Here is a 15,254-nt window from a genome sequence, read left to right as displayed (position 1 = left end):
ATTCCTTATTTTCTGTCTATAATCGTTCCTGTAGCCTGTGCAGCAGGCATGATTAACATATCATTTATATTCACGTGTGCAGGTCTGCTCACAACAAACCAAATTGCTTCCGCAATATCGTTCGCAACAAGCGGTTCCAATCCATCATAAACTTTTTTAGCCCTTCCTTCATCTCCTTTAAAACGAACTTTGGAAAACTCTGTTTCTACCATCCCAGGGTTTATAGCGGTCACCTTAATGCCATGCGGCAGCAAATCGATTCTCATTCCCTTATTTAAGGCATCAACCGCATGTTTTGTAGCGCAGTAAACATTTCCGTTAGGGTAAACTTCCTGTCCGGCTATAGAACCAATGTTAATAATATGACCGCTCTTTTGAGAAACCATCCAGTTTGAAACAATCCTGGTAGTATACAGCAAGCCTTTCACATTTGTATCTATCATGGTATCCCAATCTGCTACATTCCCCTTATCAATGGGATCCAGACCCTGACTTAACCCAGCATTGTTGATGAGTACATTTACTTTTTTCCATTGGACAGGCAACGTTTCCAATCTATAGGAAAGATCTTCCTGATCTCTGACATCGGCAACGATACGTTTAACCTCGATAGCGTACTTATCTTCGAGATGCTTTGCTGATTCAGCCAGCAACTGCTCTCGTCTTGCAAGCAAAATTAAATCATAACCCTGAGCTGCAAACAAGTGAGCGCAAGCAGCCCCAATACCCGAAGTAGCTCCTGTAATTAATGCAATCTTTGACATCCTTGATTTTATTTATTGAACAAAGCTATAATTTTTTTGAAAGCTACAGCTACTCAAAAAATAAACTGAATGTAACGTGACGTAACATGAGTTTGTCTATGGGCGCCGCATAACGATTAGGCTCGTCTTTCAGAACACTATTTAAAGAATAAGATAACTTAAGCTCCGGAGACATCTTAAAATACTCGAAATAGAGATCAAATCCCAAACCAGTTTCATAAGAGATAAAGCTCCGTTTATTGTTTAAAAATTTCTCGGCAGGATCAGTTACCAGATCATTGTTTGTTTTCTTTTTTGAAGATATATCTGTCGAATATTTTGCACCCCCCAGGATATACGCCCTGAAATTATTTCTTCTGTTTGATTTTATCTTCAATCCCAGCGGAAATTCAACAAGTGTTGACTGCACTTTTTTTTCAATATCAAATTTGGATTCTGTGAACTGATAGGACATAATCCGATCATTAAATACCAATATTGGTGTAAACCTCACATCTGCATTTTCACTGATCCGCTTATTTACCACAAAACCAATCCCAAATCCCGCAGATGGTTTCGATGATATTGCAATTAACGGTGAGGTCATAACTGTAGGATCAACGTCTGGATACGGATTCCTCCAATCACTCTTCTTTAAGATTTTATATTCTGAGGACAGGTATTGAAAGGTAAAACCAAAGTGTATGTTATCATCATCTACACCGCCTCCCCAATTTTGGGCTTTCAAAGACACCGATACAAATAAGCATAAAAGAAGTAAGGCGGACTTTAATTTCATTTTGTACCTGTGTAAATTGCACTTATACCAAACGTTAGTCTCCTGTCTTTAGTATTCTCAAACCCTACCTTATCCATGAGAGTTGTAAATTCTTTTCCGTCAGGAAATGCTGAAACAGATTCAGGAAGATAAGTATATGCACGGCTATCCTTAGAAAACATTTTCCCAAGCATAGGAGTAACGTATTTAAAATAGAAATTATAACCTTGTTTAACCGGAAACTTTCTGGGTTTAGAAAACTCAAGAATAACGATCTTCCCTCCTGGTTTTAAAACACGATGCATATCCCTGAGACCTTTTTCCAGATTTTCGTAATTCCTAACGCCAAAAGCGACTGTTATCGCATCAAAATGGTCATCGCTAAAATGCAGACCTTCGGAATCGCCAACCTGAACAGAGAAAATATGCTGTAAATCCCTGTCATGAATTTTTTTTCTGGCTACTTCCAGCATTCCTTCGGAAATATCAACACCAATAATTTTTTCAGGTTGAAGAATTTTTATAGCCTCAAATGCAAAGTCACCAGTACCTGTAGCAACATCAAGCATAATTCTGGGTTGAAGTGACTTTAGTTCTCGTATAGCCTTCTTACGCCAGATAATATCAATTCCCAGGGACATAAAATGATTTAAAAAATCATAAGTTTTAGAAATATTATTGAACATACTGGCAACTTGCTCCTTCTTTGTTGCCGTCTCAGATTGATATGGTGTGATGTTTTCGTTCATGGTGAGCCGCAAAGATAAGTATTGTTGAAAACTAATTTTCTACCTTTGTCAAATGATTATAAAATCAGCAACATTTATTTGCAGCAATACAAAGGTTTCAGCATTGCCTGTAGCCAATATGCCGGAATATGCTTTTATTGGCCGGTCAAACGTAGGAAAGTCCTCTTTGATCAATATGCTGGTTAACCAGCATGGTTTAGCCAAAACATCCCAAAGGCCTGGAAAAACGCAATTGATCAACCACTTTTTAATTAATGAAAAATGGTACATCGTAGATTTACCAGGTTATGGGTATGCCAAGGTTTCCAAAAGCAGCAGGGAAAAATGGGAAAAATTCATACGCAATTACATCACAAAACGCGAAAGCCTTCAATGCGTATTTGTCCTGATAGACAGCCGCCTTGAACCTCAAAAGATAGACCTGGAATTTTGCTGCTGGATGGGTGAAATACAGATTCCATTTGCACTTGTATTTACAAAAGCAGACAAGCAATCCACCGTTAAAACCGATCAAAACGTTGCCTCATTCAAAAAAGCTCTGGGGGGCTGGTTTGAAGAAATCCCGCCTTACTTTGTTACTTCAGCCGAAAAAAATGTTGGAAGAGACAAGGTTTTAGATTTCATAGAGGAAGTTAACCATGATTTTGTAATGCCCATTTTAACTCCAAAAGACGATCAATAGCCATAAACATGAAGAAGTATTTTTCATTGGTGCTCTTTGCACACTCTGTTTTTGCACTGCCATTTGCATTAATAGGTTTTTTCCTTGGCATAACAACCACTGAAAATCCATTCAACTGGATGTTACTTCTGCAGGTGTTGTTATGTATGGTATTTGCCAGAAATGCAGCTATGGCATTCAACAGGTACCTCGATAGAAATATAGACGCTAAAAATCCGCGCACGCAAATGCGGGATATACCAGCAGGAAAAGTATCTGCAAATGAAGCATTGATATTTGTCATCATCAATTGCATACTTTTTATCGCCACAACAGCTTTTATCAATTCCCTCTGCTTTTATTTATCTCCTGTAGCTTTGTTTGTGGTATTGTTTTATAGCTTCACCAAAAGATTCACTGCATTGTGCCATATGGTTCTTGGCCTGGGTTTGTCTCTTGCGCCCATAGGGGCGTATATAGCAGTAACAGGCGTGTTTAATATCGTTCCGGTTCTTTATTCTTTCGCTGTATTGTTTTGGGTAAGTGGCTTTGACATCATTTATGCCTTACAGGACGAAGATTTTGACAAAACTGAAAAGCTTCATTCTATACCTGCGGCAATGGGCATTAAAAATGCACTAAAACTATCAGTGGTACTTCATGTTTGCTCAGCACTATGTGTGATATTACCTGTATTTTTCACTTCTTTTAGCTACTTCTATTATCTGGGAATAGCTTTCTTTTGCTTTATGCTTATTTACCAGCACTTACTGGTTAAACCAAATGACATCAGCAAGGTGAACCGCGCATTCGCAACTACCAACGGATATGCTTCCGTAGTTTTTGCAGCCTGCTTTCTGATCGATGCTTTTCTGAGAACCAATTTTAATTTTTAACGACTATGATTAACCTGACCATACCTAAAAAGAAAAGAAATTATATCCCCCAGGACCTTCAAATCAAATGGGATAATCTGGAACCAATATTAAATGAACTACTGGTTCGCCCCATAGAAAACGTAAACGAGCTTGAACAATGGCTAAAAGATAAAAGCGAACTGGAAGCGGCATTGGAAGAAGATTTTGCATGGAGGTATATTAAGATGAGCTGTGACACAGCCAATGAAAGTCTCGTAAAAGATTTTCAATATTTTGCTACGGAAATAGAACCAAAAATTTCTCCTGTTGCAAATCAGCTAAATCAAAAGTTCAATGACAGTCCGTTTATTGATGAGTTGGATCATGACAAATACTTTGTTTTCATAAGGGCCATTAGAAAAGCTATTGAGATTTACCGTGAAGAGAATGTTGAACTGCTCACCAAGCTGCAGGTAACACAGCAAAAGTACCAGTCTATCACCGGAGCGATGAGTGTGACTATTAATGATCAGGAGTATACACTGGAACAAGCTGCTAATTTCATAAAGGACCCAAATCGTGAAGTCAGACAACAGGCATGGGAGACGATCCAGCAACGCCGGTTGGTGGACAAAGACGAATTAAACATTCTTTTTGATGAATTGGTTGCCATGCGTCATCAGGTTGCATTAAATGCAGGCTTTGAAAATTACAGGGATTACATGTTTCAGGCATTAGGGAGATTTGATTATACACCTCAGGACTGTTACCATTTCCATGAAGCGATTGAGAAACAAATTGTTCCCATTTTAAAAGAACAGGCTGCCAGTCGTGCCGAATCTCTGGGAATCGAAGTGCTGAAACCTTGGGATATGGACGTAAGTACTACCGGAAAACCCGCATTAAAGCCATTTAAAGATGGCGCTGACTTAATCGACAAAAGCATAGATTGCTTCAATGCGATCAATCCTCAGCTTGGACAAATGCTGGCCACAATGAAAGCCAATAATCTTTTTGATGTAGAAAGCAGAAAGGGTAAAGCGCCGGGCGGCTACAACTATCCCCTTGCAGAAACAGGTGCCCCTTTCATTTTTATGAACTCAGCAAACTCTTTGAGAGACCTGACAACAATGGTCCACGAAGGAGGTCATGCAATACACACTTTCCTAACAGCAAACCTGGAATTAAATGATTTCAAACATTGTCCATCAGAGGTAGCTGAACTGGCTTCAATGAGTATGGAGCTTATTTCTATGGACAACTGGCACATTTACTTCAGTAATGAGGAAGATCTTATTCGTGCTAAAAAAGAACAGTTGGTAGACGTGCTTAAAACACTGCCTTGGGTTGCCGTAATCGATCAGTACCAACATTGGATTTACACAAATCCAGGACACAATGCAGCAGATAGAGAGGAAGCTTTCAAACAGATTTACGCACGATTCGGAGCAGGATTTACGAACTGGGATGGATTAGAAAAAGAATTTGGTAATGTATGGCAGAAACAGCTGCACCTCTTTGAGGTTCCCTTCTATTATATTGAATATGCGATTGCCCAACTTGGGGCGATTGCCATATGGAAAAATTACAAGGAGAATCCAGAGAAGGCTTTGCAGCAATACCTGGCAGCATTAGCCTTGGGCTACAGCAAACCCATCAATGAGATTTACGAAACAGCGGGCATTAAGTTTGATTTTAGCCTGAGTTATGTTGAACAACTTGCTACTTTCGTGAAAGATGAATTACAGAAATTAGGTTAAGTTTACAACTTAATTTTTAAGTTTGAATACGACAACCTTAACCTAACACAACAATGTATGTTTGAAAAGCTTTTCAGAAAAAAATCAATTACCAAAATATTAGAAGATGCTGAAAAGGGATATGGAGAGCACGGAACATCTTTACATAAAACACTTGGAGTAAGGGATCTTACTGCATTTGGTATTGCTGCCATTATCGGTGCAGGTATTTTCAGCACCATAGGAAAGGCGAGTGCAGACGGAGGTCCGGCAGTTATATTTCTTTTTATTTTTACGGCCGTAGCATGTAGTTTTGCAGCCTTTGCATATGCTGAGTTTGCCTCAATGGTTCCTGTATCGGGTAGTGCATACACATATTCTTATGTGGCTTTTGGCGAATTGGTAGCCTGGATAATAGGCTGGTCATTGATCATGGAGTACGCTATTGGCAACATAACTGTCGCCATATCCTGGTCCGATTACTTTACGGGATTACTCTCTTCCATTCAGATTCCAGCCCTAAACATAAAAGGCATCTATCTTCCCGATTGGATGACCATGGATTACCTAACAGCTTTTAACGGGCATAAGCACGCCGAAGCATTGCTAAATGCAGGAAAAAGCTTTGCAAATTTAGATGAGGCTACCAGAATCGCAAACAATGCCTGGATTACCGCCCCGCGAATAGGCAACTTTCACCTTGTAGCGGATCTTCCGGCACTTGGGATTATTATTTTTATTACCTGGCTTGTTTACAGGGGGATGAAGGAATCCAGGAATGCAAGTAATGCAATGGTGATCGTTAAGCTTGCTGTTATCCTATTGGTGCTCTCTGTGGGGATTTTTTATGTAGACACCAGCAACTGGAATCCTTTTGCTCCTAATGGGGTCTCAGGAGTCTTGAAAGGTGTTTCGGCAGTATTTTTTGCCTATATAGGCTTTGATGCCATATCGACGACTGCGGAAGAATGTAAAAACCCACAACGGGATCTCCCGCGGGGGATGATGTGGGCCATCATCATTTGCACAATTCTATATGTTGCTATTGCTCTTGTCTTAACCGGGATCGTAAACTACAAACTCCTAGCCGTTGGTGATCCCCTTGCGTTTGTCTTTGACCAGATAGATCTAAAATTAATGAGCGGCATTATTGCCGTAAGTGCAGTTTTTGCGATGGCCAGTGTTCTTTTGGTATTTCAAATGGGGCAACCCAGAATATGGATGAGTATGAGCAGAGATGGTCTGTTACCAAAGTCATTTTCCAGGATCCATCCTAAATATAAAACACCTTCCTTTGCGACGGTAGTTGTTGGATTTGTCGTTGCCATTCCTTCCCTTTTTATGAACCTGACCATTGTAACTGATTTATGTTCCATAGGTACCTTGTTTGCATTTGTCCTGGTATGTGCCGGTGTGCTTGTTTTACAAAACAAACCAGACATTAAGAGAGGAAAATTTAAGATTCCTTATCTCAATTCAAAATTCATTGTCCCTGTAATGTTTATCGGATCTATACTTTTTGCTTTTACAAACTACAAAACAGAGACGACAGCTTTCATACTGAATAAGCCAAAAATATATGAACCTGTTAGCTTTATCACTTCATTAAGTACTCCTGAATTGAACACAATTAAAGAAGAAATAAAAGCCGTTAAGATCAAACAAGGAATATTAAATACTAATGTAGACGCAGAGGCCTACCTCAATAAGCTATCCCAATCACAGTACGAACAATTCCTGAATAACTCATCTGTTGACTATAATAAAAAATATGAAACAGGTTGGGGATTGTTTAAACATAAAATACCTATGTGGATATTTCTGATGATTTGCGTTGTAATCAGTTATTATTGTGTTACAAAGAACTTATCGCTCATTCCTGTACTCGGCCTGATCAGTTGCCTGTACATGATGTGTGAACTGGGGATATCAAATTGGATAGGCTTTGGAATTTGGCTTATAATAGGCCTGGTCGTTTACTTCCTTTATGGTTTTAAACACAGCAAGCTCAATCTTCAAAGCAATCCCCAATAAGGATAAAAAGCCTCTCACCTAAACAAGAAATATAATAGTCAGGCTTGAAAACCACATAAATGTGATAGGACTAACAAAACCAGTCTACCGCAATATAAATTGTAGAAATAAATACCCAATAAATCAATTTTTTGAGGAATAAACTATTTTTTTAAAAAATATTCTACAATTTGAGAATTTTTCTCTACATTAGATAGTATTAAAACCTAACAGGATTTCCTGTTAAAATTGCCCTCCTAATTATCCCTATAAAATTGTTGGTCGGACGACCGCAATAAAGGCTCCGCCCGGAGCCTTTTTTTATGAACTATACTGGCAGCCTATTCAACTCAATGTCATCAGGCGTAACAAATATCAATGGCACCTTTTCTACATCAACATAACTGGAATCTAATCCGAAACTACGTTCTTCAGAAAGACTAAGCCGCTTCAATACAAAATAATAATCCATGATGGTCCGCTCATAGAAGCTAAGTTTGGAAAATTTAGACAAATGCTTCTCCAACAATACAAACCTAAAATCCCCTGCTATTTTATGCTTATTGAGAGAAGTATACTGACTTGTAATATCCACCTCGCCATTCTTCACCAATTCTTCTATGACTTTTCTGTAAAGCAGATTTACCCTTTGCTCAACCCTAAACCCGAGTTTAAAATCGATGCGTATCAATTTACCTGGAATAAGAAATTCAACTTTATAATCCCGGGTATACGGTTCATCCACCACATCAACATGAACCAACCAATATATATCTGCCCTTTTGGGTTCTTTTTGGATAATCGAATAAATAATCTTTGATTCTATTTCGGTTTTAAAATTCGCACTGGTAAGGTAAACCAGCTGTGAAGAATACTTAGGGACAGAGATGTCATTACTCAATTCGCTGATAATCGGATAATAATCTTCAATCTCGACATATTTTACAAAGCGGTTTTTAATCTTTCTCGCAACATACCAGCTCCACATTACAGTAAACAACGCCATCCCTATCATCACAGTTACCCATCCTCCATGAAAGAATTTCGCCATGTTACCAATCAAAAACGTCAACTCCAAGACACCATAGATCATCAGAAAAATCACAATGGCATACAATGGAATCTTTTTACGTTTCATATAGGCCGCAATGAGTATGGTAGTAGCAAGAAAAGTAAGATTAATGGCTAGGCCATAAGCTCCCTCCATTGCTCCTGAACTTTTAAAAATCAGCACAATACCCAGACATCCCGCCCATAGTATCCAGTTAATCGAAGGGACGTAAATTTGTCCTTTTTGATTACTGGGGTAATTGATTCGAACCTTCGGCCAAAGATTCAGTCTCACGGCCTCAGAGATCAGTGTAAAAGACCCCGTGATCATAGCCTGACTGGCAATAACAGCCGCACAGGTGGCAAGCGCCACCATAAACAACAAGTACTGAGCCGGTACAATTTCGAAAAACGGATTAAGTGAGGAATCATAATTCCCATGCTTAAGCACCCATACACCCTGTCCCAGATAATTAAGGATCAGCATCGTTTTTACAAAAATCCAGCTCACCCTTATGTTCTTTCTACCGCAATGCCCCATATCTGAATACAATGCCTCAGCCCCGGTTGTACACAGAAATACTCCTCCTAATATCAACAATGCCATAGGGTTATTAATGAGAAGATTGACCGCATAATACGGATTCAAGGCCCTAAGAATACTAAAATCCTGTAAGACAAAGAGCAACCCTAAAACCCCCAGCGTACCAAACCAGAGGAACATAACCGGCCCGAATAACTTACCTACCAAATCAGTCCCGAATTGTTGAATGATGAATAAAACTGTAATAATGGCAATAACTATAGGAATAACCTGAACATTAGGGAATTTCAATTGTAACCCCTCTATAGCCGAGGTTACAGTAATACTAGGCGTAATAATCCCATCTGCCAGCAATGCACAGCCACCAATTACGGCTGGTATTACCAACCATTTTGCATTCTTTCTCACCAGTGAATAAAGTGAAAAAATACCACCCTCCCCTTTATTATCAGCCCTTAATGTGATTACAACATACTTAACCGTGGTCTGCAGGGTTAAAGTCCATATGATACAGGAAAGCGCACCAAGCACAAGATTTGTATCAATGTTTTGGCCTCCATTTACAACTGCATTAAAAATAGCTTTAAGAGTATATAATGGGGATGTTCCTATATCTCCGTAAACAATACCTAAACTAACCAGTAGTCCACCGGCCGTGAGGGCGTTTAATTTCTTTTGACTCGTCACTTTTCAATTTAAATTAGGCGATAAAATTACAGTAATTATGCACTATAAATGCAATATCGACAGGTTTTTAATCTTTTAAAGAGTTAAAAAACTCAATAAACCAGCACTCACAAACGCTAGAACCTGTTAAATATTGTTAAATATTTATTTAATGAACAAAATCATTGATTTTTTTGTTTTATTATTTATATTTTTGGCAATATCCAAACATGAGCAAGAACCATAGAATAGCGTTTCTCCTGAATATCTTTTGCATAATATGCATCAGTGTTTTCGGCAGCGCCAATGTTTTTGCCCAAAAGCCAGATAGCTCTATCAATTCGATCAGATCTAAAAGGATCAATAAAACACCTCAGATTAAAGTCAACATTCCCACTTATAAGCCTAAATACAATCTGGGCTTCATTCAGTATAGTGATATTATATCCAGCGCCAAGACCATCACCCAGGCACCCGCTAAGCAAGACAAAATTCTTTCTGTAATAAAAGTTTATCCGAATCCGGTCGACGACCAGATCAATTTATTACTGAGACTGGATAAAGAATCAAATCTTTCTGTCAAGATTATGGACCTTCTGGGAAATGAGGTAGTGACACTTTCAAATGAACGAATTTCGTCCGGAGAACAAACTAAAAGCTACACCATCCCTAATCGCCTCAATACAGGAATCTACTTCCTTAAAATCGTTGCCGGAAATGAGACGGTAGTAAAACGCATATCTGTTTTATAATTTCATTATTACTATTTATGCCTCTCGTCATGCTGAATTTATTTCAGCATCCCGCACTTGCTATTCCGCTTTTCTCTTCCGGGATCCTGACCTCGAAAGAAGCTGCGAAGCAAACCAAGCCCTTCAGCTCAGCGAAGGTAAATAAATTCAGGATGACGATCGGTTTAAGACAACTCAAATAACGACCGTCTCAGTATTCTTTCTTATTTTTGTGTATGAAGATAATTGCAATCGGACGTAACTATGCAGCACACGCAAACGAGCTCAATAACCCTATCCCCGAAAATCCTGTCATATTTCTTAAACCTGATACTGCAGTATTAAAAGACAACAAGCCTTTTTATATTCCCGATTTCTCATCTGACATACACTACGAGCTTGAAGTAGTTTTGAAAATATGCAAAGAAGGGAAACACATATCAGAGAAATTTGCCTCAAAATATTACGAGGAGATTGGTCTTGGCATCGACTTCACAGCAAGGGATATACAATCTAAACACAAAGAGAAAGGCTTACCCTGGGAACTTGCAAAAGCATTTGACAATTCTGCAGCCATTAGCAATTTCATTCCAAAAAGTGAAATTTCCGATTTACATGATTTACAGTTTGAGCTAAAAGTAAATGGAGAAAGCAGACAAAATGGAAATACTAAAAACATGCTGTTTTCATTTGACTTCATCATTTCATTTGTATCCAGGTATATTACCTTAAAAAAGGGCGACCTCATCTTTACCGGCACTCCCGAAGGAGTTGGAAGAGTTCTGCATGGAGATAAACTTGAAGCCTCTATGGAGGGCATTCAATTACTTAGTTTTGATATAAAATAACTTTAATGATCCGATTTCTTTTAACATTTACCGTCTTAATCACATACACATTAACTGCTCAAAGCCAACAAATATTCAGCAACAGTAAATATCCACTTGTTGATTTTAGAGCTCCTTTAGACATAGTTCCACCTGCACTTGCTGGCTCTTTTGGTGAGTTAAGAGCCAATCACTTTCATTCTGGAATGGACTATAGGACTAATCAACGTGAAGGGTATCCGGTCTATGCTATTGCAGATGGCTACATTTCAAGATTGCGTGTTCAGAATAGCGGTTTTGGTCTTGCGCTTTACATCAACCACCCAAATGGTTATACTTCTGTGTACGGCCACTTACAGCGATTTGGCGCAAAAATAGCTCAACAAGTTAAGTCTCTGCAGTACCAGAAGAAATCTTACGAAATTGATGAATTTCCGAATTCCCTGCTGATACCCGTGCGAAAAGGAGATGTGATAGCTTACACTGGAAATACCGGGAGTTCTGGTGGCCCGCACCTGCATTTTGAGATCAGGGATACAAAAACTGAAGCTACAATAAATCCGCAGCTCTTCGGCCTGGATATCCCCGACAACATCCCTCCTGTCATTTATTCAATGTATATATACCGTTTAAACAAAAAAGCTTTCAATGAAGCCATTCCAAAACAATATTTCCAGGTAACAGGGGCAAATGGTAATTACAGGCTCAACAAAGTAAACACCATCAACCTCAGCGGAGAGGTTGGTTTCGGCATTGTAGCGACTGATAAACACAATGGTGCTTCCGGAACCAACGGCGTGTACTCAATAGAACTTGAATTAGACGACAAACCAGTATATACTTCCGCACTGGAAAGATTTCAGTTTGAAAACAGCAAAGCTATCAACTCTCATATCGATTACCCAACTTATATCACAACAAAAAAAAGCATACAAAAAAGCTTTGTTGATCCAGGTAACCCTCTTCAAATTTATAGCAACTTAATAAATAACGGCCGTATTGAATTTACCGATGGAAAGATTCATAAGCTTAAGTATACTATCACAGATGGCAAAGGAAATAAAAGTATACTTTCATTTAATGTTCAATCAGATGCAAAAGCAATCATCGAGGCTCCACAGGCTTCCGCTGGTTCAACCATTTATGCCTACAACAACCTAAATGAGTTTAATACAGCTGAAGTAAAAGTAATTCTCCCAAAAGGAACATTATATAACGACCTCAACTTTCAATATAAGAAACTAACTAAACCTGCCGTCAATGCTTATTCTGCGGTACACCAGATCCACAACAATCTGACACCTCTTCATACTGGTTTCGAAATATGGATAAAAGCAGACAGCACCTTAAATAAATATAAAGAAAAGGCCCTGATCGTAAATACAGGAAGAGGATCGCAAGGTGGATATTTTGAAAATGGTTATGTAAAAGCCAAGCCCAGAACTTTTGGCAGTTACTTTATCTCCATTGATACCATACCACCAACCATAATTCCTGTAAATATCGCTGATGGGAAAAACATGAATGGAATCTCGAAAATGTCATTTAAAATAAGAGATAACCTTTCAGGAATAAAAAGCTTCAATGGCTATATAGACGGCAAATGGATATTAATGGAATTTGACACAAAAACAGCCTCATTATGGCATACTTTTGATGAAAAAACAACTTCAGGAAAACACACCCTTGAGGTCATTGTTTCGGACATGAAAGACAACAACAAAAATTATTCAATTACTTTTTATAAATAACCTCATGAGTGAATTAAAAGAAGGCCAGAAAGCTCCTGATTTTTCCGCGAAAGATCAAAATGGAGATACCATATCCTTAAGCCAGTTTGCAGGCAAAAAAGTAGTACTTTATTTCTATCCAAAAGATGATACTCCGGGATGTACAGCCGAAGCGTGTGATTTTAGGGACAATTACCAGGGTCTGACAGCTCAGGGCATTGTTGTCCTCGGCGTAAGTGTAGATGATGAAAAATCACATCAGAAATTTGCTGCAAAATACAGTCTGCCATTTACTTTAGTTGCCGACCCTGATAAAAAAATAGTTGAAGCTTACGGGGTATGGGGCGAAAAGAATATGTATGGTAAAAAATATATGGGAACCAACAGGACTACTTTTATAATCGATGAAAATGGAGATATTTCACATATTGTCAAGAAAGTAGACACCAAGAATTCAACAGCACAAGTGCTGGAACTGCTGGCAAAAAAATAGTGCTGAAACCAAAATCAGCTGCAGGTTCTTAGAACTTGCAGCTGCTATAGTGTTTAAATCTGCTGCTCCGTCCTTACCAAAAACTGGATTTTCTCATACAGTTCCGCAGCCCTGAATGGCTTCGATATGTAGTCATTCATCCCTATTGACATGCATTTTTCATATTCACCTTTAATGGTATGTGCGGTCATGGCAACTATGGGCACAAACCTTTTATAGGAATCTATTTTACGTATTTGTATAGTAGCTTCATAACCATCCATTTCTGGCATCTGCAAGTCCATCAATATAATATCAAAATCAGCCCTATTATACTTATGTAAAGCAATTTTCCCATTTTCAGCAACGGTGGTATCATAACCATGCTTATGCAATAATTTAAGCACCAGCAATTGATTAATTGCATTGTCCTCTACAATAAGAACCTTTATCCCTTTACCGTCTTTCCTGTTATCTTCATTTTGGCGCGAATTCTCTTCTATTCCTTTTTCATTTTCAGATAAATTCTGCTTTGAAAAAGGCATACTAAAATAAAACTCCGACCCTTTCCCCAAAATGCTATCCACCGATATTTTACCACCCTGTAGGGTTACGAGTTGCTTTACAATACTTAAACCTACACCCGTTCCTCCAAATTTGCGCGACATGCTATTTGTCCCTTGTTCAAAGACATCGAAGATCTTTTCTATTTTCTCTGATGGTATACCTATACCTGTATCTTTAATTCTAAACTCTACCAGAACATGGTTTAAATCCTCTTTAAGTTTTGCCGCAGAAATTACAATGCCGCCCCGTTCTGTAAACTTGATCGCATTTGAGGTCAGATTCAATAGAATCTGAGTAAGTCTAACAGAGTCACCATAGAGTATTTTCGGTATATCTTCATCAATCGAATACGTTAAACCTACCTTTTTAAACCTGGCATTCGGTTCTGTAAGCATAAAGATCGACTGGATCGTTTCGTTCAGATTAAATGGCAAAATCATAAAATTAATTTCGCCGGTTCCTATCCTGGAGAAGTCCAGGATATCATTAAAAGTCATCAGTAAATGATCGCCTGATTTAATGATCATTTTGATGGACTCCTGCTGATCCTTATCATTTAGTGATTCCTCTAAATGCCTGGCAAATCCGAGGATTGCATTCATTGGCGTACGAATCTCATGACTCATATTAATTAAAAAATGCTGTTTGGCCTTTTCTGACTGCTCTGCCCGTTCCTTTTCCCTAATTAAATGTTTTTCAGTAAGCTTTAGGTCTTTGATATTTTTATACAGCGTATCAGCCATATCATTAAATGCAGTCGCAAGAATACCTATTTCATCTTTGGAGTAAACCTCTACGCGACTTCTCAGTTCACCTCTTTTTATTCTTTCTGCTCCTGCGGCAATGGCATCAAGTCCTTTTCTAAGATTCTTATTAATAGATATCGCAATCAGTATGATACTCAAACCTATCGCCAATGACGCCGCTAAAACCAATTCCAGCATCAATTCTGTCAGCGCTGGCGACCATAGTACACAAATTTCTATAGTTACCAATAACGCTGTAAAACCAATTGCAAAAAACAGTTTCTTGGAGATAGAAATATCATTCAGTCTCCTGCGTAAGTTGGAAATGAACATAATAATGCGTTAAATTATGCAACCCTATTTCTTTACATGTAGATAAAA

At 38.5% G+C, this 15,254-nt stretch carries 14 protein-coding genes; 9 read left to right on the top strand and 5 right to left on the bottom strand.

Translation table 11 applies throughout. The features are described from left to right. Positions 1 to 5 precede the first annotated feature (5 nt). The 3 genes from R2Q78_RS16305 to ubiE are packed head-to-tail and all read right to left on the bottom strand — an operon-like array spanning position 6 to position 2,270. Positions 6 to 764: an SDR family NAD(P)-dependent oxidoreductase gene (locus R2Q78_RS16305; protein ID WP_316793602.1), complete on the bottom strand. Its 759-nt coding sequence runs from the start codon at positions 762 to 764 to the stop codon at positions 6 to 8. A 49-nt stretch (positions 765 to 813) separates the two neighbouring features. Beyond that, entirely contained in the window at positions 814 to 1,542 is a 729-nt protein-coding gene (locus R2Q78_RS16300; RefSeq protein WP_316793601.1) for an outer membrane beta-barrel protein, read from the bottom strand. Further along, positions 1,539 to 2,270 (bottom strand): bifunctional demethylmenaquinone methyltransferase/2-methoxy-6-polyprenyl-1,4-benzoquinol methylase UbiE, encoded by a 732-nt coding sequence (gene ubiE / locus R2Q78_RS16295; protein WP_316793600.1) that lies wholly within the window; start codon positions 2,268 to 2,270, stop codon positions 1,539 to 1,541. The genes R2Q78_RS16300 and ubiE overlap by 4 nt, the downstream gene beginning before the upstream one ends. A 52-nt stretch (positions 2,271 to 2,322) precedes the next feature. On the opposite strand from ubiE, the gene yihA reads away from it, so the two are divergent. Genes yihA through R2Q78_RS16275 form a run of 4 tightly spaced genes read left to right on the top strand, consistent with a single transcriptional unit; the run spans position 2,323 to position 7,561 of the window. Beyond that, positions 2,323 to 2,952 (top strand): ribosome biogenesis GTP-binding protein YihA/YsxC, encoded by a 630-nt coding sequence (yihA, locus tag R2Q78_RS16290; RefSeq protein ID WP_316793599.1) that lies wholly within the window; start codon positions 2,323 to 2,325, stop codon positions 2,950 to 2,952. Between the two features lie 8 nt (positions 2,953 to 2,960). Further along, on the top strand, positions 2,961 to 3,827 hold the full coding sequence (locus tag R2Q78_RS16285; protein WP_316793598.1) for a UbiA-like polyprenyltransferase: 867 nt from the start codon (positions 2,961 to 2,963) through the stop codon (positions 3,825 to 3,827). Positions 3,828 to 3,832: 5 nt separating this feature from the next. After that, a complete protein-coding gene (locus R2Q78_RS16280) occupies positions 3,833 to 5,548 on the top strand; it encodes a M3 family oligoendopeptidase (RefSeq protein ID WP_316793597.1) in 1,716 nt (571 codons plus the stop codon). Between the two features lie 57 nt (positions 5,549 to 5,605). Further along, positions 5,606 to 7,561, top strand: a complete 1,956-nt coding sequence (locus tag R2Q78_RS16275; RefSeq protein ID WP_316793596.1) for an amino acid permease — start codon at positions 5,606 to 5,608, stop codon at positions 7,559 to 7,561. 307 nt (positions 7,562 to 7,868) lie between these two features. On the opposite strand, the gene R2Q78_RS16270 is transcribed toward R2Q78_RS16275, so the two are convergent. Beyond that, the gene (locus R2Q78_RS16270; RefSeq protein ID WP_316793595.1) at positions 7,869 to 9,821 is read right to left on the bottom strand and encodes a KUP/HAK/KT family potassium transporter; all 1,953 of its coding nucleotides are present in this window, start codon (positions 9,819 to 9,821) and stop codon (positions 7,869 to 7,871) included. A 209-nt stretch (positions 9,822 to 10,030) separates the two neighbouring features. Between R2Q78_RS16270 and R2Q78_RS16265 the strand changes: the two genes are divergently transcribed. Genes R2Q78_RS16265 through bcp form a run of 5 tightly spaced genes read left to right on the top strand, consistent with a single transcriptional unit; the run spans position 10,031 to position 13,581 of the window. Then, positions 10,031 to 10,552 (top strand): T9SS type A sorting domain-containing protein, encoded by a 522-nt coding sequence (locus R2Q78_RS16265; protein ID WP_316793594.1) that lies wholly within the window; start codon positions 10,031 to 10,033, stop codon positions 10,550 to 10,552. A gap of 29 nt (positions 10,553 to 10,581) precedes the next feature. Continuing rightward, a complete protein-coding gene (locus R2Q78_RS16260; protein WP_316793593.1) occupies positions 10,582 to 10,734 on the top strand; it encodes a hypothetical protein in 153 nt (50 codons plus the stop codon). Between the two features lie 33 nt (positions 10,735 to 10,767). Further along, complete coding sequence (locus tag R2Q78_RS16255) at positions 10,768 to 11,379, top strand: fumarylacetoacetate hydrolase family protein (protein ID WP_316793592.1); 612 nt, start codon at positions 10,768 to 10,770, stop codon at positions 11,377 to 11,379. A 5-nt stretch (positions 11,380 to 11,384) separates the two neighbouring features. After that, the gene (locus R2Q78_RS16250; RefSeq protein ID WP_316793591.1) at positions 11,385 to 13,109 is read left to right on the top strand and encodes a M23 family metallopeptidase; all 1,725 of its coding nucleotides are present in this window, start codon (positions 11,385 to 11,387) and stop codon (positions 13,107 to 13,109) included. 4 nt (positions 13,110 to 13,113) lie between these two features. Further along, a complete protein-coding gene (gene bcp / locus R2Q78_RS16245) occupies positions 13,114 to 13,581 on the top strand; it encodes a thioredoxin-dependent thiol peroxidase (protein WP_316793590.1) in 468 nt (155 codons plus the stop codon). 53 nt (positions 13,582 to 13,634) lie between these two features. Here the strand turns inward: bcp and R2Q78_RS16240 are convergent, their stop codons facing one another. Beyond that, positions 13,635 to 15,206, bottom strand: a complete 1,572-nt coding sequence (locus R2Q78_RS16240) for a response regulator (protein ID WP_316793589.1) — start codon at positions 15,204 to 15,206, stop codon at positions 13,635 to 13,637. Between the last annotated feature and the right edge of the window lie 48 nt (positions 15,207 to 15,254).

It is taken from the genome of Pedobacter frigoris (assembly GCF_032678645.1).
In the GTDB taxonomy this organism is placed as follows: Bacteria; Bacteroidota; Bacteroidia; order Sphingobacteriales; family Sphingobacteriaceae; genus Pedobacter; species Pedobacter frigoris_A.
This window is presented reverse-complemented; position numbering and strand designations above follow the sequence as displayed.

What these genes read in the sequence shown, in the direction of transcription:
- R2Q78_RS16305 (WP_316793602.1), bottom strand. Translation starts at nt 764, where the DNA reads ATGTCAAAGATTGCATTAATTACAGGAGCTACTTCGGGTATTGGGGCT.
- R2Q78_RS16300 (WP_316793601.1), bottom strand. Translation starts at nt 1,542, where the DNA reads ATGAAATTAAAGTCCGCCTTACTTCTTTTATGCTTATTTGTATCGGTG.
- ubiE (WP_316793600.1), bottom strand. Translation starts at nt 2,270, where the DNA reads ATGAACGAAAACATCACACCATATCAATCTGAGACGGCAACAAAGAAG.
- yihA (WP_316793599.1), top strand. Translation starts at nt 2,323, where the DNA reads ATGATTATAAAATCAGCAACATTTATTTGCAGCAATACAAAGGTTTCA.
- R2Q78_RS16285 (WP_316793598.1), top strand. Translation starts at nt 2,961, where the DNA reads ATGAAGAAGTATTTTTCATTGGTGCTCTTTGCACACTCTGTTTTTGCA.
- R2Q78_RS16280 (WP_316793597.1), top strand. Translation starts at nt 3,833, where the DNA reads ATGATTAACCTGACCATACCTAAAAAGAAAAGAAATTATATCCCCCAG.
- R2Q78_RS16275 (WP_316793596.1), top strand. Translation starts at nt 5,606, where the DNA reads ATGTTTGAAAAGCTTTTCAGAAAAAAATCAATTACCAAAATATTAGAA.
- R2Q78_RS16265 (WP_316793594.1), top strand. Translation starts at nt 10,031, where the DNA reads ATGAGCAAGAACCATAGAATAGCGTTTCTCCTGAATATCTTTTGCATA.
- R2Q78_RS16260 (WP_316793593.1), top strand. Translation starts at nt 10,582, where the DNA reads ATGCTGAATTTATTTCAGCATCCCGCACTTGCTATTCCGCTTTTCTCT.
- R2Q78_RS16255 (WP_316793592.1), top strand. Translation starts at nt 10,768, where the DNA reads ATGAAGATAATTGCAATCGGACGTAACTATGCAGCACACGCAAACGAG.
- R2Q78_RS16250 (WP_316793591.1), top strand. Translation starts at nt 11,385, where the DNA reads ATGATCCGATTTCTTTTAACATTTACCGTCTTAATCACATACACATTA.
- bcp (WP_316793590.1), top strand. Translation starts at nt 13,114, where the DNA reads ATGAGTGAATTAAAAGAAGGCCAGAAAGCTCCTGATTTTTCCGCGAAA.
- R2Q78_RS16240 (WP_316793589.1), bottom strand. Translation starts at nt 15,206, where the DNA reads ATGTTCATTTCCAACTTACGCAGGAGACTGAATGATATTTCTATCTCC.